Source organism: Brachybacterium sp. AOP43-C2-M15 (assembly GCF_052446295.1).
GTDB lineage: Bacteria > Actinomycetota > Actinomycetes > Actinomycetales > Dermabacteraceae > Brachybacterium.
In genome coordinates this window covers 114,837-129,572 of record NZ_JBQSWB010000004.1, presented here as the reverse complement: position 1 = coordinate 129,572, position 14,736 = coordinate 114,837, and the positions used below count along the sequence as shown (strand labels likewise).

Here is a 14,736-nt window from a genome sequence, read left to right as displayed (position 1 = left end):
GATGGACGCCGTCGCGACGGTCCGCGAGGACCTCGCGGCGGCGCATCGTCGTGACCCGGCCGCCACCGACGACCTGGCGATCCTGCTGACCTCGCCGGGTCTGCACGCGATCTGGACCCATCGCCTCGCCCATCGGCTGTGGACGAGGGGTGCCCGCCTGCCGGCGCTGGTCCTCGCCCAAGGGGCGCGCTCCGTGACCGGGGTGGAGATCCACCCCGGCGCCACCATCGGCCGACGGTTCTTCATCGACCACGGCATGGGCGTGGTGGTGGGGGAGACCGCGGAGGTCGGGGACGACGTCATGCTCTACCACGGCGTGACCCTCGGAGGACGGTCGATGGAGCGCGTCAAGCGCCACCCCACGGTCGGCTCGGGGGTGACGATCGGGGCCGGGGCGCGGGTGCTCGGCCCGGTGACGATCGGCGAGGGCGCGCAGATCGGGGCCAACGCCGTGGTGGTCAAGGACGTCCCGGCCCGCGCCACCGCGGTGGGGATCCCCGCCGCGGTGCGCGCTGACGCCGCGCATCCCGAGGAGCAGATGGATCCCGCGATCTGGATCTGAGACGGCCTGCCCGAGGGGCGCACGAACCCGTCCGGGGGTCAGACGAAGGGATCCAGGAACGAGGTCCCGCCCACACGGTGGATCCGGCGCTCCCAGTCGGGCAGCACCTCATGGGCGTCCTCGGCGATCACGTGATCGAACAGGGCGCGCGCCCCGGGCGGCGGGGCGACGTCGATCAGCACCGTCGTCGCCCCGTGCGCCGCGGCGACCGGGGCGAGCTGCGCGGCGGGGAAGACCACCCCGCTGGTGCCGACGGCGACGAAGAGCTCCGCCCTCTCGGCCAGGCGCAGCGCGAGGTCGAGGGCGTCGCGCGGGAGCTCCTCGTCGAACAGCACGACGTCCGGGCGGGTGGGAGCGCCGCAGGCAGGGCAGTCGGCCGGGACCGCGTGGTCCTCGGACCGCGACCCGTCCCCGGGGGTCAGCGTCCCCCTCCAGGTGCAGCGACCGTCCAGGCAGACCGCGAACAGGGCGCTGCCGTGCAGCTCGGCGACCACCTCGCTGCCCGCGGCCTGGTGCAGGCCGTCGATGTTCTGGGTGATCACGGGCGCGTCGAGGCGGGCGATCGCCCGGTGGCCGGGCGTCGGCCCGTGCTCGCCGGCGATGCGCGCCATCCGCCCCCACACCCTCCACAGCTGCGGCAGCGAGCCCGGCAGCAGGTCCGCGTGCATCGCCTGCTCCGTCTCGGGTTCGAGGGCCCACAGCCCGTCCGGGCCGCGGAACGTCCCCAGCCCGGTCCGGGCGCTGAGCCCGGACCCGGTGAGGAAGACGATCTCGCGATGCTCGGGGCCGGGGGAGAAGCGCCCCGGGCCGGTCACCACTCCTCGTGCTCGCGCGAGTCCCAGGCGGCCTCCTCGCCCAGATCGAGGGAGGCCAGCAGGGCGCGGTCGTCGTCGTCGAGGCGGATGCCGTCCAGGGTGGCGTTGTCCCGCTGACGCTGGGGGTTCATGGACTTCGGGATCACCACGATGCCCTGGTCGACAGCCCAGCGCAGCGACACCCGCGAGGGGTCGACCCCGTGCTTGTCCGCCACGCGGCGCAGCGCGAACTGATCGGCCAGGCCCTCGCGCCCGCCCAGCGGGCCCCAGGCCTGGGTGACGATCCCGAGCTCGCGGTGGACGGCGAGGGTGTCCCGGCGCTGCAGGGCGGGGGAGAGCTGGATCTGGTTGACCTCGGGGGTCACACCGGTCGCGTCGATCAGCTCCTGCAGCTGCTCGGGGCGGAAGTTCGAGACGCCGATGTGCAGCGCTCGACCCTCCTCCTTGAGGTCGATCAGGGTGCGCCAGGTGTCCACGGCCAGGCCTCGCGAGGGGTTCGGCCAGTGGATGAGCACGAGCGCCGCCCGCTCCAGGCCCAGGCGGCGCAGGGAGGCCAGGTAGCCCTCGCGAGCGGCGTCGCGGCCCTGATCGCCGCCGGCGATCTTGGTGGTCACGAGTGCCTCGTCGGGGTCGACCCCGCTGTCGCGCAGGCCCTGGCCGACCGCGGCCTCGTTGCCGTACTGCGCGGCGGTGTCGATCAGGCGGTAGCCCGAGCGCAGCGCCTCGGCGATCGCGGAGGCGCCCTCGGTCCCGCGCATGCTCGAGGTGCCGAAGCCGATCAGCGGGAAGGCGGTGCCGTCGGCGAGCGTCGTGGTGGGGATGGACAGTGCGGTCACGGTGACCTCCTGGGGGTGCGGTGCGGGGACCCCGCCAGCGTAGCCATCCCGAGGCGCGCCGTGCACGCGGGGTGCCCCGCGGGGAGGATCCCGGTTCCGGGCCTGTGACCGGGCACGCTCTGTTAGCGTGCTCGCAGCGTCGACCCTCGAGGAGCCCTCATGCCAGCAGCAGCACCGCGCCGGACCGGGGTGCACGACGAGATCTCGCCGCTGCGCCGCGTGATCGTCCACGGCCCGGGCCCCGAGCTCGAACGGCTCACCCCGGACACCCGTGAGGAGCTGCTGTTCGACGAGGTGCTCTGGCGCGACCGCGCCGAGGCGCAGCACCGGGAGTTCCGCTCCCTGCTCGAGCACGAGGGCGTCGAGGTGCTCGAGCTGACGCGCCTGCTCACCGACCTGCTCGGAGAGGCGGAGCTGCGCGCGCAGCTGCTGGACCGCGTCCTGGACCCGGCGGTGCTCGGCGACATCGCCGTCCAGGACCTGCACGGCGCGCTCGCCGAGCTGCCGCCCGAGCCGCTGGTCGAGGTGCTGATCGGCGGGATCACCGTCGGCGAGCTGCGCGCCCTCGGCGTCCATCCGCGCTCGATCGCCCTGCAGCGCGTGGGCGAGGAGCACCTGGTGCTGGACCCCCTGCCCAATCACCTGTTCACCCGCGACCCCTCGGCGTGGATCGGGGACGTGGTCTCCGTCAGCCCGATGCGCCATCCCGCGCGCCGCCGCGAGAGCCTGCACCTGGAGATGATCTACCGCCACCATCCGCAGTTCGCGGGGTCCTCCGCCCCGCGGCGCATCCTGGGTCGGGACGGCGCGGGCAGCGCGACCGTCGAGGGCGGCGACGTGATGATGCTGTCGCCGCGCGTGGTGGCGGTGGGGATGTCCGAGCGCACCAGTCCCGTGGGCGTCGAGCGGCTCGCCGCCGACCTGCTGGCCGACGGGTCGGTCGAACGGGTGATCGCGATCGCGCTGCCCCATCGCCGGTCGATGATGCACCTGGACACCGTCACCACCGTCGTCGACCAGGAGTCGATGCTGCGCTTCGGCCCGCTCGAGCCCCTCGAGACCTTCGAGATCGAGCGCCCCGCCGACCGTCTGGTCTCGCGCGCCCGGGCGGCCGACGAGATGGACGAGGTGCTGGCCCGCGGACTCGGCGTGGACTCCCTGCGGGTGCTGACCCCGCCGCTGGACGCCTACGCCGCGGCGCGCGAGCAGTGGGACGACGGCTGCAACGTGCTCGCCCTGGCGCCGGGGAAGGTCGTGGCCTACGAGCGGGCGGCCTGGACCAACGAGTACCTGCGCGCCCAGGGGGTCGAGGTGCTCGAGTTCGCGGGCGACGAGCTGGGGCGCGGACGGGGCGGGCCGCGCTGCATGAGCTGCCCCGTCGACCGCGGCTGAACCGACCAGGTCTCAGCGCCGTGTCGGGCCAGGTCTCAGCGCCGCGTCGGCGGCGGCGGGTCCGCGGAGGTCTGCAGCGGCTGCTCGAAGGCGGGCAGCGGTTCTCGCAGGGAGCGCTCGAGCAGCAGCTGCTGGGCGCCGAATTCCTCGAGTCCCCTGCGCACGGTGAAGCCGAGCTTGCGCAGCAGGGCGACGCTGCGCTTGTTCCGGGTCTGGCTGATCGCGATCACGTGCTCGTCCTCGAGCGCCTCCTGCGCCCACCCGAGCAGGGCGATGCAGGACTCGGCGGCGTAGCCCTTGCCCGTCCACTCCGGCAGCAGCGCGTAGGAGAGCTCGAGCTCGTCGCGGTCGTAGTCGAGCGTGATCGCGCCGATCATGAGGTCGTCCTCGGGACGGGCGAGCACCCAGCGTCCCCAGGTCAGGCCCAGCGGGGACAGCTCGAGCGCCTGGCGCGACGCGTAGTCCACGGTGCCGCCGAGGTACTCGCGGGTGACCGGGTCGGTCATGAGGCGGATCATCGCCGAGCGATCGCTGTCGCCCGGCGGCCGGATCGTCAGCCTGGGGCTGTGGATCCGTACCGGCCACTCGGTCGTGCCTTCCATCGTCACGCCCCCACGGTACTAGCTGTCGTCGGCGGGAACGGACCCTTCGGTCCCGCGTCGCCCCACCGGCGCCGTGCACCCGCGGGGCGGTCGCCGTGCGACGGCCGGGCGGGCTCCCGGGACGGAGCGCCGGAGTCCCCGGACCGGCCTCGGAGCAGTCCGGCGGACGGTATGGTGAGCCTGCGGCACAGCGGCGTGGCGCGCAGGTCGATGCGCGGGCCCGTTCTCGCGCGAGGCAGCGGGCGGACGATCACGGTCGCCCGGGGACGAGTTAGGAGCACCATGGTCGAGCAGGACCTGCGCAGCACCGCCCTCGAGGCGGTCCACCAGTCGCTCGGAGCGGCGTTCACGGATTTCGCGGGGTGGCGCATGCCGGTCCGGTACGACTCCGATCTCGCCGAGCACCGTGCGGTGCGCGAGAGCGCCGGCCTCTTCGACCTCAGCCACATGGGCGAGATCCACCTGCGCGGCCCCCAGGCCGCCGAGGCGCTCGACAACGCGCTGGCCGGGAGGATGTCCGCCATGTCGGTGGGACGCGCCAAGTATTCGTTGCTGCTCACCGAGGACGGCGGAGTCATCGACGACGTCATCACCTATCGCCTCGCCGAGGACCACTTCCTGGTGGTCGCCAACGCCTCCAACGCGGAGGACGACGCCGCCGCGCTCACCGACCGCGCGCAGGGATTCGACGTCGCGGTCGACGACGCCTCCGATCGCACCTCCCTGATCGCGGTGCAGGGCCCGCAGAGCGAGCAGATCCTGCTCGACGCGCTGCTGTCCGACGGCTCCGGCGTCGACGGGCCGACCGCCGAGGACCTCACGCAGATGAAGTACTACCGCGTCGCCGAGGCCACCTACCGCGGCGAGACGATGCTCATCGCCCGCACCGGGTACACGGGCGAGGACGGCTTCGAGCTCTACGTCCCGAACCCGCTGGCGACCTCGCTGTGGGAGCAGCTGACCGCTGCCGGGGGCGAGCGTCTCGTCCCCTGCGGTCTCGCGTGCCGCGACACCCTGCGCCTCGAGGCCGGGATGCCGCTGTACGGCCACGAGCTCAGCCGCGAGCTGCACCCTGCCCAGTCCGGGATGGGACGCGTGGTCGCGCTGAAGACCAAGGGCGACTTCGTCGGTCGGGCGGGCGTCGAGGGCGCCGACGTCGCCGGCCGCCCCGTGCTCGTGGGCCTCGCCGCCGAGGGCCGTCGCGCCGCGCGCGCCGACGCCGCCGTGCGCGACGGGCAGGGGCGGGAGATCGGGATCGTCACCTCCGGTGCACTCTCCCCGACCCTCGGCCACCCGATCGCGATGGCGTACGTCGACCCCGCCTCCCGCGAGATCGGCACCGAGCTGGTGGTCGACGTGCGCGGCAAGGACCTGCCCGTCCGCGTCGTCGAGATGCCCTTCTACCGCCGCGACTGACCGCGCCCCGGCCGATCCCGCGACGACCGGACCCCCGCTCCCGCTCCCGTCGGCCTGCGCCCCCGTCCCCCACAGTTCCCCCATCTCACCGCATGACAGGAAGGACCGATCCCATGTCCGCAGAACTCCTCTACAGCAAGGACCACGAGTGGGTCCGCGTCGAGTCCGACGGCGTCGCCGTCATCGGCGTGACCGACTACGCCGCCGAGCAGCTCGGCGACGTCGTGTACGTCGACCTGCCCGAGACCGGCGCCGAGATCAGCGCCGGCACCGAGATGGGCGAGATCGAGTCCACGAAGTCGGTCTCCGATCTCTTCTCCCCGATCGACGGCTCCGTCACCGAGGTCAACCAGGCCGTGGTCGACACGCCCGAGCTGGTCAACTCCTCTCCCTTCGAGGACGGGTGGCTGGTCCGGGCGAGCTTCGCCTCGCTCCCCGAGGACCTGCTGAGCGCGGAGGACTACCGGGCCTTCACCCAGTCCTGACCGCCGTGGAGGCGACCTCCCCGCGGAGGCCGCCTCCACCGCTCCCGCACCGCAGCATCCAGCGCAGCACCACCATCCGCACGCAACACCCAGGGGCGCCCCTCCATGACCGCATCGTCCTCGCACGATCACGACTCCTTCGTCCGCCGGCACGTCGGCACCGAACCCGACGCGCAGCGTCACATGCTCGAGGTCCTGGGCTACGAGTCCCTGGACGAGATGCTGAGCGCCGCGGTGCCGAGCACGATCCTGCTGGAGGCCCTCCAGGACCGGGACGAGGGCAGCGCTGAGTCCGTCGTCCCCGCCGGGATCACCGAGCCCGCTGCGCTCACCGAGCTGCAGGCGCTCGCCGCGCGCAACACCGTGCGCCGCTCCCTGATCGGCCTGGGCTACCACGGCACCCACACCCCCGCGGTGATCCAGCGCAACGTGCTGGAGAACCCCGGCTGGTACACCGCCTACACCCCGTACCAGCCGGAGATCTCCCAGGGCCGGCTCGAGGCGCTGCTGACCTTCCAGACGATGGTCTGCGACCTCACCGGCATGGACGTCTCCAACGCCTCCACCCTCGACGAGGCGACCTCCGCCGCCGAGGCCCTGATGCTCGCCCGCCGCACCGCCAAGCGCAACGGCGACGTGTTCCTCGTGGACACCGACGCCCTGCCCGCCACCAAGGCCGTGCTGCAGGGACGCGCCGACGGGCTCGGCATCGAGCTGCGCGAGGTCGACTTCGCCGCCGACGGCGCGCCCGAGGGCGACTACTTCGGCGCCCTGATCCAGTACCCCGGCGCCTCCGGACGGGTGTGGGACCCGCGCGAGGTCATCGCCGAGGTGCGGTCCACCAAGGCGGTCGCGATCGTCGCCGCGGACCTGCTGGCCCTGACCATGCTCGCCTCCCCGGGCTCGCTCGGCGCGGACGTCACCGTCGGCACCACCCAGCGCTTCGGGATCCCGCTCGGCTTCGGCGGCCCGCATGCCGGCTTCGTCGCCGTGCGCAAGGGGCTCGCGCGGCAGCTGCCCGGCCGCTTGGTGGGCGTCTCCCGCGACGCCGACGGGAACCCCGCCTACCGGCTCTCCCTCCAGACCCGCGAGCAGCACATCCGTCGTGAGAAGGCCACCAGCTCGATCACCACCGCCCAGGTGCTGCTGGCGGTGATGGCCGCGATGTACGCCGTCTACCACGGCCCCGAGGGCCTGACCCGCATCGGCCGCACCGTCGCCGACCGCACCGCCGCGCTCGCCGACCTGCTGCGCCGCAGCGGCTTCGAGCTGGTGGGCGAGAGCTTCTTCGACACCCTCGAGGTGCGGGCCACCGGACTGGCCGCGGACATCGCCGCCTCCCTGCGCGAGGCCGGCTACCTGGTGCACTCCCCGGGGGACGACCTCGTGCACCTCTCGCTCGACGAGACCGTCACCCGCGCCGACCTCGAGGCGATCGCCGCCGCCTTCGCCCAGCACGCCCCCGCCCCCGGCCAGGAGCTCGCCGACGTGGAGTCCGGGGCCGGCTGGGACGGTCTGGTGCGCGAGGACCCCTTCCTCCAGCACCCCGTGTTCTCCTCCTTCCGCTCCGAGACCGCGATGATGCGCTATCTGCGCCGCCTCGGGGACCGCGACTTCGCGCTGGACCGGGGCATGATCCCGCTGGGCTCGTGCACGATGAAGCTCAACGCCGCCACCGAGATGGCCGGCATCAGCTGGGCGGGCTTCAACGCGCTGCACCCCTTCGCGCCGCGCGAGGACGTCGAGGGCTACCTCGAGCTGATCGGTCAGCTGGAGACCTGGCTCGCGGATCTCACCGGCTACGACACCGTCTCCCTGCAGCCCAACGCCGGTTCGCAGGGCGAGTTCGCGGGACTGCTCGCGATCCGCGCCTACCACGCCTCCCGCGGGGAGGCCTCCCGCGAGGTGTGCCTGGTGCCCAGCTCCGCGCACGGCACCAACGCCGCGAGCGCCGTCAACGCCGGCCTGCGCGTGGTGGTGGTCGCCTCCGACTCCCGCGGCAACATCGACCTCGAGGACCTGAAGCAGAAGATCAAGGACCACGGCGACGAGCTCGCGGCGATCATGATCACCTACCCCTCCACCCACGGCGTGTACGAGGAGGAGGTGCGCACCGTGTGCGAGCTCGTGCACGACGCGGGCGGCCAGGTCTACGTCGACGGCGCGAACCTCAACGCGCTGCTGCAGGTGGCGCGTCCCGGCGAGTTCGGCGGCGACGTCTCCCACCTGAACCTGCACAAGACCTTCTGCATCCCCCACGGCGGCGGCGGCCCCGGCGTGGGCCCGGTCGCGGCCAAGGCGCACCTGGCACCGTTCCTGCCCGGGCACCCTGCGATCCAGCGCACCGAGCACCCGGTGACGGGCCGGGGCGAGCAGGTGCACGCCGGAGCGCCGGTCTCCCAGGCGCCCTACGGATCCCCGTCGATCCTGCCGATCACCTGGACCTACATCCGTCTGATGGGGCCCGACGGGCTGCGCCACGCCACCGCCTCCGCGGTGCTGGCCGCCAATTACATGGCCCGCCGCCTCTCCGAGTCCTACGAGATCCTCTACACCGGCGAGAACGGGCTGGTGGCCCACGAGTGCATCGTGGACCTGCGCCCCTTCACCGCTCGCACCGGGATCAGCGTGGACGACGTCGCCAAGCGCCTCATCGACTACGGCTTCCACGCCCCGACCATGTCCTTCCCGGTGGCCGGGACGTTCATGATCGAGCCGACCGAGTCCGAGGATCTCGCCGAGATCGACCGCTTCGTCGACGCGATGCTGATGATCGCCAAGGAGGCGGACGAGGTCGCCGCCGGGACCTGGTCGGCCGACGACAACCCGCTGGTGAACGCCCCGCACACCGCCGCGTCGATCGCCACGGGGGAGTGGACCCACCCGTACTCGCGCGAGGTGGCCGTGTACCCCGGCAGCTGGACCGTGCTCGAGGACGACTCCGTGCACGACAGCGCCCAGATGCGGATCCAGTCGAAGTACTGGCCGCCCGTGCGCCGCATCGACCAGGCCTTCGGCGACCGCAACCTGGTGCCGACCTGGCCGCGTGACTGAGCCCGCTCCCCGCCTCCCGAGGCCGGGCCCCTCGGTCCCCGCCTCGGGACCCCGGCCCTGAGCCGCGGCCGCCGGGCCCGGGCCGCTGGGCCCGGGCCCCTCGCCGCGAACGCCGTGTGAACCGCTGTGACGGCCGGTTTCGGACCGGGACGTCCCTGCTCCTACGCTCCTTCTCGAGCATCGTCCTTCCACCGACCCCTGTCGACGACCTGCCCCGAGCACGCCGTTCGACCTAGGAGACAACCATGACCGAGATCCTCACCAGCCATGCCGGATCCCTGCCCCGCAGCCCTGAGCTCATCGCCGCCAACGCCGCCCGCCCCGTCGGAGAGGACGGGCTGACCCCCGAGCCCACCGACGAGTTCCGCGAGGTGCTGCGCCAGGCCGTCGTCGACGTCGTCGCCAAGCAGCGGGAGATCGGGATCTCGCTCCCGAACGACGGCGAGTACGGCCATCTGATGAGCTCGGCCGTGAACTACGGCTCCTGGTGGTCCTACATCTTCGACCGCGTCAGCGGTCTCGAGTTCACCGGCGTGGGGCCCTTCTCCGACGAACCGGTGCGCTCGAGCCCGGGGAACGTGCGCCTGACCACCTTCCCGGACCGTCGCGACTGGACGATCTTCGCCGACGCCTACCAGGACCCCACCTCCGGCATCACCGTGGGAGCCCAGCCCCGTTTCCCCTCCGCGACCGGCCCCATCGCCTACTCGGAGGCCGGACGCGAGCTCGGCGCGCAGGACATCGCGAACTTCCGAGCGGCGCTGGAGAGCGCCGGCTACGAGGACGGGTACCTCGCCGCCCTGTCCCCGGGGTCCGGCAGCCGCATCGGCGACGAGCACTACGGGGACGAGGACGCCTTCCTCGACGCCTGGGTCGAGGTGATGCGCCCCGAGTACGAGGCGATCGCCGCCGCGGGCCTCACCGTGCAGATCGACGACCCCTCGATCGCCGAGAACTTCGACCAGATCAATCCCGAGCCGACCGTCGAGGACTACCTCGCCTTCACGCGCAAGCGGGTCGACGCCGTCAATCGCGCCCTGGTGAACGTCCCCACCGAGCAGACCCGTTTCCACCTGTGCTGGGGGTCCTGGCACGGCCCCCACACCACCGACATCGAGTTCCGCCACCTCGCCCCGCTGCTGCTGGAGATCGATGCGACGTACTACTCCTTCGAGGCGGCGAACGTGCGCCACGAGCACGAGTGGACCGTGTGGCAGGACGTCGAGCTGCCGGAGGACAAGGTCATCGTGCCCGGCATCGTCTCCCACGCCACCAACGTCGTCGAGCACCCGGAGCTGGTCGCCCAGCGCCTGGAGCGCTTCGCGCGGATCGTCGGCCCCGAGCGCGTGATCGGCTCGACCGACTGCGGTCTGGGCGGGCGGATCCACCCGCAGATCGCCTGGGCCAAGCTCGACTCGCTGGTCGAGGGTGCCCGCCTGGCCTCCCAGCGTCTCTGAGCGCCGCCGGGGAGCGAAGAGTTCACCCGGAGGTCACCCGGGCGTGATGCGGATGTCCCCCGGGCGGAGCATCATCGCTCCCGTGAGAATTCTCGTGATCTCCGAATCGTCCCTCCCGCACATGAACGGTGTCACCAACTCGGTCCTCCGGGTCGTCGACCACTTCGTCGCCACCGGCGACGAGGTCGGCATCATCGCCCCCTCCCACCCCGGAGCCGATACGCACCTGCGCACCACCTGCGGACGACGGGTGCGGGTGCACCGCGTCGCCTCCGCCCCGATGCCCGGCTATCCCGAGGTGCGGATCGCCGCCACCAGTGCGGGAGCCCTGCGCCGCCGCATCGAGGCGTTCCGGCCCGACGTGATCCACCTGGCCTCCCCGATGCTGCTCGGCGGCCGGGCCGCGGTCGCCGCGCAGCGGGCCGGGGTGCCCACCGTGGCCGTCTACCAGACCGACATCCCCGGCTACACCGCCCGCTACGGGATGCCCTTCCTGGAGAGCGCGTCCTGGCAGGTGCTGCGGGACGTCCACGGCCGCGCGACGGTGAACCTCGCCCCCTCCGTCGCCACCCGCGACCAGATGCTCGACCACGGGATCGAGCGGGTGGACCTGTGGCGGCGCGGCGTGGACACCTCGCTGTTCTCCTCGGCCCTGCGCAGCGAGCAGCTGCGGGCACGGTACGCGGAGCCCGGGGAGAGGCTCGTGGTCTACATGGGGCGCCTTGCCCCCGAGAAGCAGCTCGGGGACCTGAGGGTCATCCACGACATGCCCGGAGTGCGGCTGCTCATCGTCGGCGACGGGCCGGAGCGGGAGGCGCTGCGACGGCAGCTGCCCCGGGCGCGCTTCGCCGGCTTCCGCTCCGGGACCGACCTCGCCGCTCACCTGGCCAGCGCCGATCTCTTCATCCACCCCGGTGAGCTCGAGACCTTCGGCCAGACCCTCCAGGAGGCCATGGCCTCGGGGCTGCCGGTGATCGCGCCCCGCCGCGGCGGACCGGTGGACCTGGTCGCCCCCAGTCGCACCGGCTGGCTCTACACCCCCGGGATGCTCGACGAGATGCGGGACCACGCGAGCGATCTGCTGTTCGACGACGCCAAGCGCCGGGCCTTCGGGCGGGCGGCGGAGGAATCGGTGCGCCGCCGCACCTGGCCCGTTCTCGCCGAGCAGCTGCGCGGGTACTACCTGCAGGCCATCGAGCAGCACGGCCGCGTCGGCGCCCTGCGCTGATCCTCGGTGCCGCGGGCGCGCTCGCGCCGCCGGCGCCATGAGGGCGCCGCGGACCGCGCGGTCTCGGTCGCGCCGCCGCGGAGCACCGTGTCGCAGAGCCGCCGCGGAGCACCGTGACGCCGCGCCGTCACATTCCGCCACAGAGCTCGCCCGGGAGGGGGCCTGCGGGGTGAACTGGGTCCAGTCGTCGACCGGCGGCCCGGAACATCGCTCCTCTGCGGAAAGGACAACATCATGGCGCAGCGCACTCGTCGCCCGCTCATCGGCGTGACCGCGGGGACCCGCACCATGATGTCCGGCGCCTGGGAGGGGCACGACGCGGTGGCCGTCAACGAGCACTACGTGCGCGCCCTGCGCGAGGCCGGCGCGCGACCGGTGATCCTGGCCCCGCAGGACGAGTGGAGCGACGAGGAGATCGCCGAGCTCGACGGACTCGTGCTCACCGGCGGCACCGACCTCGACCCCGCCGCCTGGGGCGACGTGGCCCTGGCCACCGACATGACCCCGGACCCGGCGCGGGATGCCTTCGAGACCGCCCTCTACCGGGCCGCCCGTCGCAGCGACGTGCCGGTCCTCGGCATCTGCCGGGGCCTGCAGATCATCGTCATCGCCGAGGGCGGCGAGCTGCACCGCCACCTGCCCACCGATCTGCCCGCCCATCCCACCACCGGCCGGCGGCCCACCCGGGTCGAGGCCGAGCTGGAGGCGGCGAGCGATCTCGCGCTCGCACTCGGCACCCGCGCCGAGGTCACCGCCTACCACCATCAGGGCATCCGCGCCGTGCGCGGGGACCTGCGGATCGTCGCCCGCCACGAGAGCGGCCTGCCGCTCGCGGTCGAGGCCGAGACCGGGTCGAGCGTCGTCGGCGTGCAGTGGCATCCGGAGATCGACGGGGCGAGCGGCGCCGCCGTCTTCGAGAGCCTGCTCACCGCCGTCCGCCACCGCGAGGTGGCCACCCCCGTGGCCTCCCTGGTCTAGGATGGTGGTGGTCGTCCAGGTCCGCGGACCGGGCGCAGCGAACGGTGACGCAGAGGAAGAGGCAGCATGAGCAACCAGCATGTCGCGGAGGCGAGTCGCGACGAGGCGCGCGAGGACGAGAACGTGACCTCGAAGGGCAACAGCACCCTCCTGTCCGTGGTGCTCTTCGTCGTGCTGTTCGTGCTCTTCTCCGCCGGCCTGTACGTGATGAGCCTGATGTCGATGGACGAGCCCTCGGCCCTGGTGTTCGTCGGCGGGCTCGGGATGTGCATGGTCGCGCTGTACGCCACCTTCGACCTGGTGCCGCGCTTCCTGAACAAGTGACGACTCCCTGAGCATTCCTCGTGCCCCGCACCCTTCGGTGCGGGGCACGAGTCGTTCCGGGGAACGGGGAGGACGGCGCCCGGAGGCAGCGATCGCCGAGGCAGCGCTCCCGGAGGCGGCGGGCCCGGCGGCCGCGGGGTGGGGGACCGGTCGGGCTCGGACGACGCGGGGCCGTCGGGCCGGCGGAGCACCGGGCGCCGGGAGGGACGAGAGCGGCGCGGCGTCGCGCGCAGCGACCCCGGTGGTCCAGAATGGTGCATCGTGAACGCTCACGACACACCCTCCGACGACTCGATCCGCCCCGCCGTGCCGCTGCAGGTGCGCCGGGCCCGGTGGGCCGTGTCCCTCGTCTTCTTCCTCAACGGCGCCTCCTTCTGCGCGATCCTGCCGCGGTACCCGGAGCTGGTGGAGTCCATCGGGCTGAGCAACACGGCCTTCGGGCTCGCCGTGGGCCTGGGACCCATCGGCGGTCTGCTCTCGGGGCTCTTCGCGGCCCGGCTCATGTCCCGCTTCGGCTCCGCCCGCGTGGCGGTGACGGTGCAGATCATCGCCTCGACCTCCCACCTGCTGGTCTACCTCTCCGGCTCCTGGCTGTGGCTCGCGCTGTCCCTCGCGCTCTCGATGGCGGCCGATGCGATCACCGACATCTCCATGAATGCCCACGGCATGCGCGTCGAGCGCCGCTACCGCCGCTCGATCATGAACAGCTACCACGGCTGGTGGTCCCTGGGCGCGGTCACCGGCGGGCTGCTCGGCGCGGCCGCCGCGCAGCTCGGCCTGCCGCTGTGGGCCCAGGGCGTGATCGGACTGGTCCTGTTCGGAGCGCTCGCGGCCGGCTCCTTCCGCTTCCTGCTGCCCGGGCACGACGCGACCGAGCGCACCCCGGCCGCCGGGCCGTCGGCCGGCTCCGCCGGAGAGGTCCCCGCCGACGTCGCCCCGCAGGGGATCCGGATCGCGGGGATGAGCCTGCGGGCGCTCGGGCTGGTGGTGGCCCTGGGCATGGTGCTGGTCTTCGCCGGCTCCACGGAGGACGCCGGGAACACCTGGGGCGCGCTGTTCATGCGCTCGACCTTCGAGGCGACACCGTTCCTGGCCGGCATGGCGTTCGTGGCGCTGCAGGGCGCCCAGACCATCGGCCGCTTCACCGGGGACGCGGTCGTGGACCGCCTCGGGGACCGGGCCACGGCGCGGCTGGGCGCGGTGATCGGCATGGCCGGGATGAGCCTCGCGCTGCTGCTGCCCACCCCCGCGACGGCGCTGCTCGGCTTCGCCGCCGTCGGCTGGGGCGTGGCCACCCTGTTCCCTGCCGCGTTCCGGGCGGCGGACGATCTGCCCGGCGTGCCGCACGGCGTCGGCATCACGGTGGTGGGATGGTTCGCGCGGCTGGGCTTCTTCATCACCCCGCCCGTCGTCGGCGCGCTCGCGGACGTGCTCACCCTGCGCTACGCCCTGTGGATGGTGCCGATGTACGCGCTCGGGGTCCTGCTGTTCTCAGGCGTGCTCAGCACCCGGGCCGCGGCGACGCGGGACTGAGGCCGGTCGCGGAACCCCAGCGGGGAGCGCGGCCGGTGCAGGTGCCGGGACCGG

Annotated in this window: 13 protein-coding genes; 10 read left to right on the top strand and 3 right to left on the bottom strand. The window is 73.1% G+C overall.

Going from position 1 to position 14,736, the window contains the following annotated elements:
- Position 1 precedes the first annotated feature (1 nt).
- Positions 2-562, top strand: a complete 561-nt coding sequence (gene epsC, locus ACT3SP_RS05815; RefSeq protein WP_444586450.1) for a serine O-acetyltransferase EpsC — start codon at positions 2-4, stop codon at positions 560-562.
- A 38-nt stretch (positions 563-600) separates the two neighbouring features.
- Here the strand turns inward: epsC and ACT3SP_RS05810 are convergent, their stop codons facing one another.
- Positions 601-1,377 (bottom strand): SIR2 family NAD-dependent protein deacylase, encoded by a 777-nt coding sequence (locus ACT3SP_RS05810; RefSeq protein ID WP_444586311.1) that lies wholly within the window; start codon positions 1,375-1,377, stop codon positions 601-603.
- Positions 1,374-2,213, bottom strand: coding sequence for an aldo/keto reductase (locus ACT3SP_RS05805; protein WP_444586310.1), 840 nt, complete (start codon positions 2,211-2,213; stop codon positions 1,374-1,376). The genes ACT3SP_RS05810 and ACT3SP_RS05805 overlap by 4 nt, the downstream gene beginning before the upstream one ends.
- 159 nt (positions 2,214-2,372) lie before the next feature.
- Here ACT3SP_RS05805 and ACT3SP_RS05800 point away from each other — a divergent pair, with 159 nt between their 5' ends.
- Positions 2,373-3,605 carry an arginine deiminase gene (locus ACT3SP_RS05800; RefSeq protein WP_444586309.1) on the top strand — a complete coding sequence of 411 codons (1,233 nt, stop codon included), beginning with the start codon at positions 2,373-2,375 and terminating at the stop codon, positions 3,603-3,605.
- Positions 3,606-3,640: 35 nt separating this feature from the next.
- On the opposite strand, the gene ACT3SP_RS05795 is transcribed toward ACT3SP_RS05800, so the two are convergent.
- On the bottom strand, positions 3,641-4,207 hold the full coding sequence (locus ACT3SP_RS05795) for a GNAT family N-acetyltransferase (protein WP_444586449.1): 567 nt from the start codon (positions 4,205-4,207) through the stop codon (positions 3,641-3,643).
- A gap of 282 nt (positions 4,208-4,489) precedes the next feature.
- On the opposite strand from ACT3SP_RS05795, the gene gcvT reads away from it, so the two are divergent.
- The 8 genes from gcvT to ACT3SP_RS05755 all read left to right on the top strand — a co-directional run bounded on the left by gcvT (position 4,490) and on the right by ACT3SP_RS05755 (position 14,682).
- Complete coding sequence (gcvT, locus tag ACT3SP_RS05790) at positions 4,490-5,623, top strand: glycine cleavage system aminomethyltransferase GcvT (protein ID WP_444586308.1); 1,134 nt, start codon at positions 4,490-4,492, stop codon at positions 5,621-5,623.
- A 113-nt stretch (positions 5,624-5,736) separates the two neighbouring features.
- Positions 5,737-6,108, top strand: a complete 372-nt coding sequence (gene gcvH, locus ACT3SP_RS05785) for a glycine cleavage system protein GcvH (protein WP_444586307.1) — start codon at positions 5,737-5,739, stop codon at positions 6,106-6,108.
- Positions 6,109-6,213: 105 nt separating this feature from the next.
- The gene (gene gcvP / locus ACT3SP_RS05780) at positions 6,214-9,162 is read left to right on the top strand and encodes an aminomethyl-transferring glycine dehydrogenase (RefSeq protein ID WP_444586306.1); all 2,949 of its coding nucleotides are present in this window, start codon (positions 6,214-6,216) and stop codon (positions 9,160-9,162) included.
- A 245-nt stretch (positions 9,163-9,407) separates the two neighbouring features.
- Complete coding sequence (locus tag ACT3SP_RS05775; RefSeq protein WP_444586305.1) at positions 9,408-10,619, top strand: cobalamin-independent methionine synthase II family protein; 1,212 nt, start codon at positions 9,408-9,410, stop codon at positions 10,617-10,619.
- 82 nt (positions 10,620-10,701) lie between these two features.
- A complete protein-coding gene (locus ACT3SP_RS05770; RefSeq protein ID WP_444586304.1) occupies positions 10,702-11,847 on the top strand; it encodes a glycosyltransferase family 4 protein in 1,146 nt (381 codons plus the stop codon).
- 234 nt (positions 11,848-12,081) lie between these two features.
- Complete coding sequence (locus ACT3SP_RS05765; protein ID WP_444586303.1) at positions 12,082-12,825, top strand: gamma-glutamyl-gamma-aminobutyrate hydrolase family protein; 744 nt, start codon at positions 12,082-12,084, stop codon at positions 12,823-12,825.
- Between the two features lie 66 nt (positions 12,826-12,891).
- Positions 12,892-13,149: a hypothetical protein gene (locus tag ACT3SP_RS05760; RefSeq protein WP_444586302.1), complete on the top strand. Its 258-nt coding sequence runs from the start codon at positions 12,892-12,894 to the stop codon at positions 13,147-13,149.
- 261 nt (positions 13,150-13,410) lie between these two features.
- Positions 13,411-14,682: an MFS transporter gene (locus ACT3SP_RS05755; RefSeq protein WP_444586301.1), complete on the top strand. Its 1,272-nt coding sequence runs from the start codon at positions 13,411-13,413 to the stop codon at positions 14,680-14,682.
- The last annotated feature ends 54 nt before the right edge of the window (positions 14,683-14,736 follow it).

Bases quoted from the DNA above. Each gene is read 5' to 3' on its own strand.
- epsC (WP_444586450.1), top strand. From the start codon at position 2: ATGGACGCCGTCGCGACGGTCCGCGAGGACCTCGCGGCGGCGCATCGT.
- ACT3SP_RS05800 (WP_444586309.1), top strand. From the start codon at position 2,373: ATGCCAGCAGCAGCACCGCGCCGGACCGGGGTGCACGACGAGATCTCG.
- ACT3SP_RS05795 (WP_444586449.1), bottom strand. From the start codon at position 4,207: ATGGAAGGCACGACCGAGTGGCCGGTACGGATCCACAGCCCCAGGCTG.
- gcvT (WP_444586308.1), top strand. From the start codon at position 4,490: ATGGTCGAGCAGGACCTGCGCAGCACCGCCCTCGAGGCGGTCCACCAG.
- gcvH (WP_444586307.1), top strand. From the start codon at position 5,737: ATGTCCGCAGAACTCCTCTACAGCAAGGACCACGAGTGGGTCCGCGTC.
- gcvP (WP_444586306.1), top strand. From the start codon at position 6,214: ATGACCGCATCGTCCTCGCACGATCACGACTCCTTCGTCCGCCGGCAC.
- ACT3SP_RS05775 (WP_444586305.1), top strand. From the start codon at position 9,408: ATGACCGAGATCCTCACCAGCCATGCCGGATCCCTGCCCCGCAGCCCT.
- ACT3SP_RS05765 (WP_444586303.1), top strand. From the start codon at position 12,082: ATGGCGCAGCGCACTCGTCGCCCGCTCATCGGCGTGACCGCGGGGACC.
- ACT3SP_RS05760 (WP_444586302.1), top strand. From the start codon at position 12,892: ATGAGCAACCAGCATGTCGCGGAGGCGAGTCGCGACGAGGCGCGCGAG.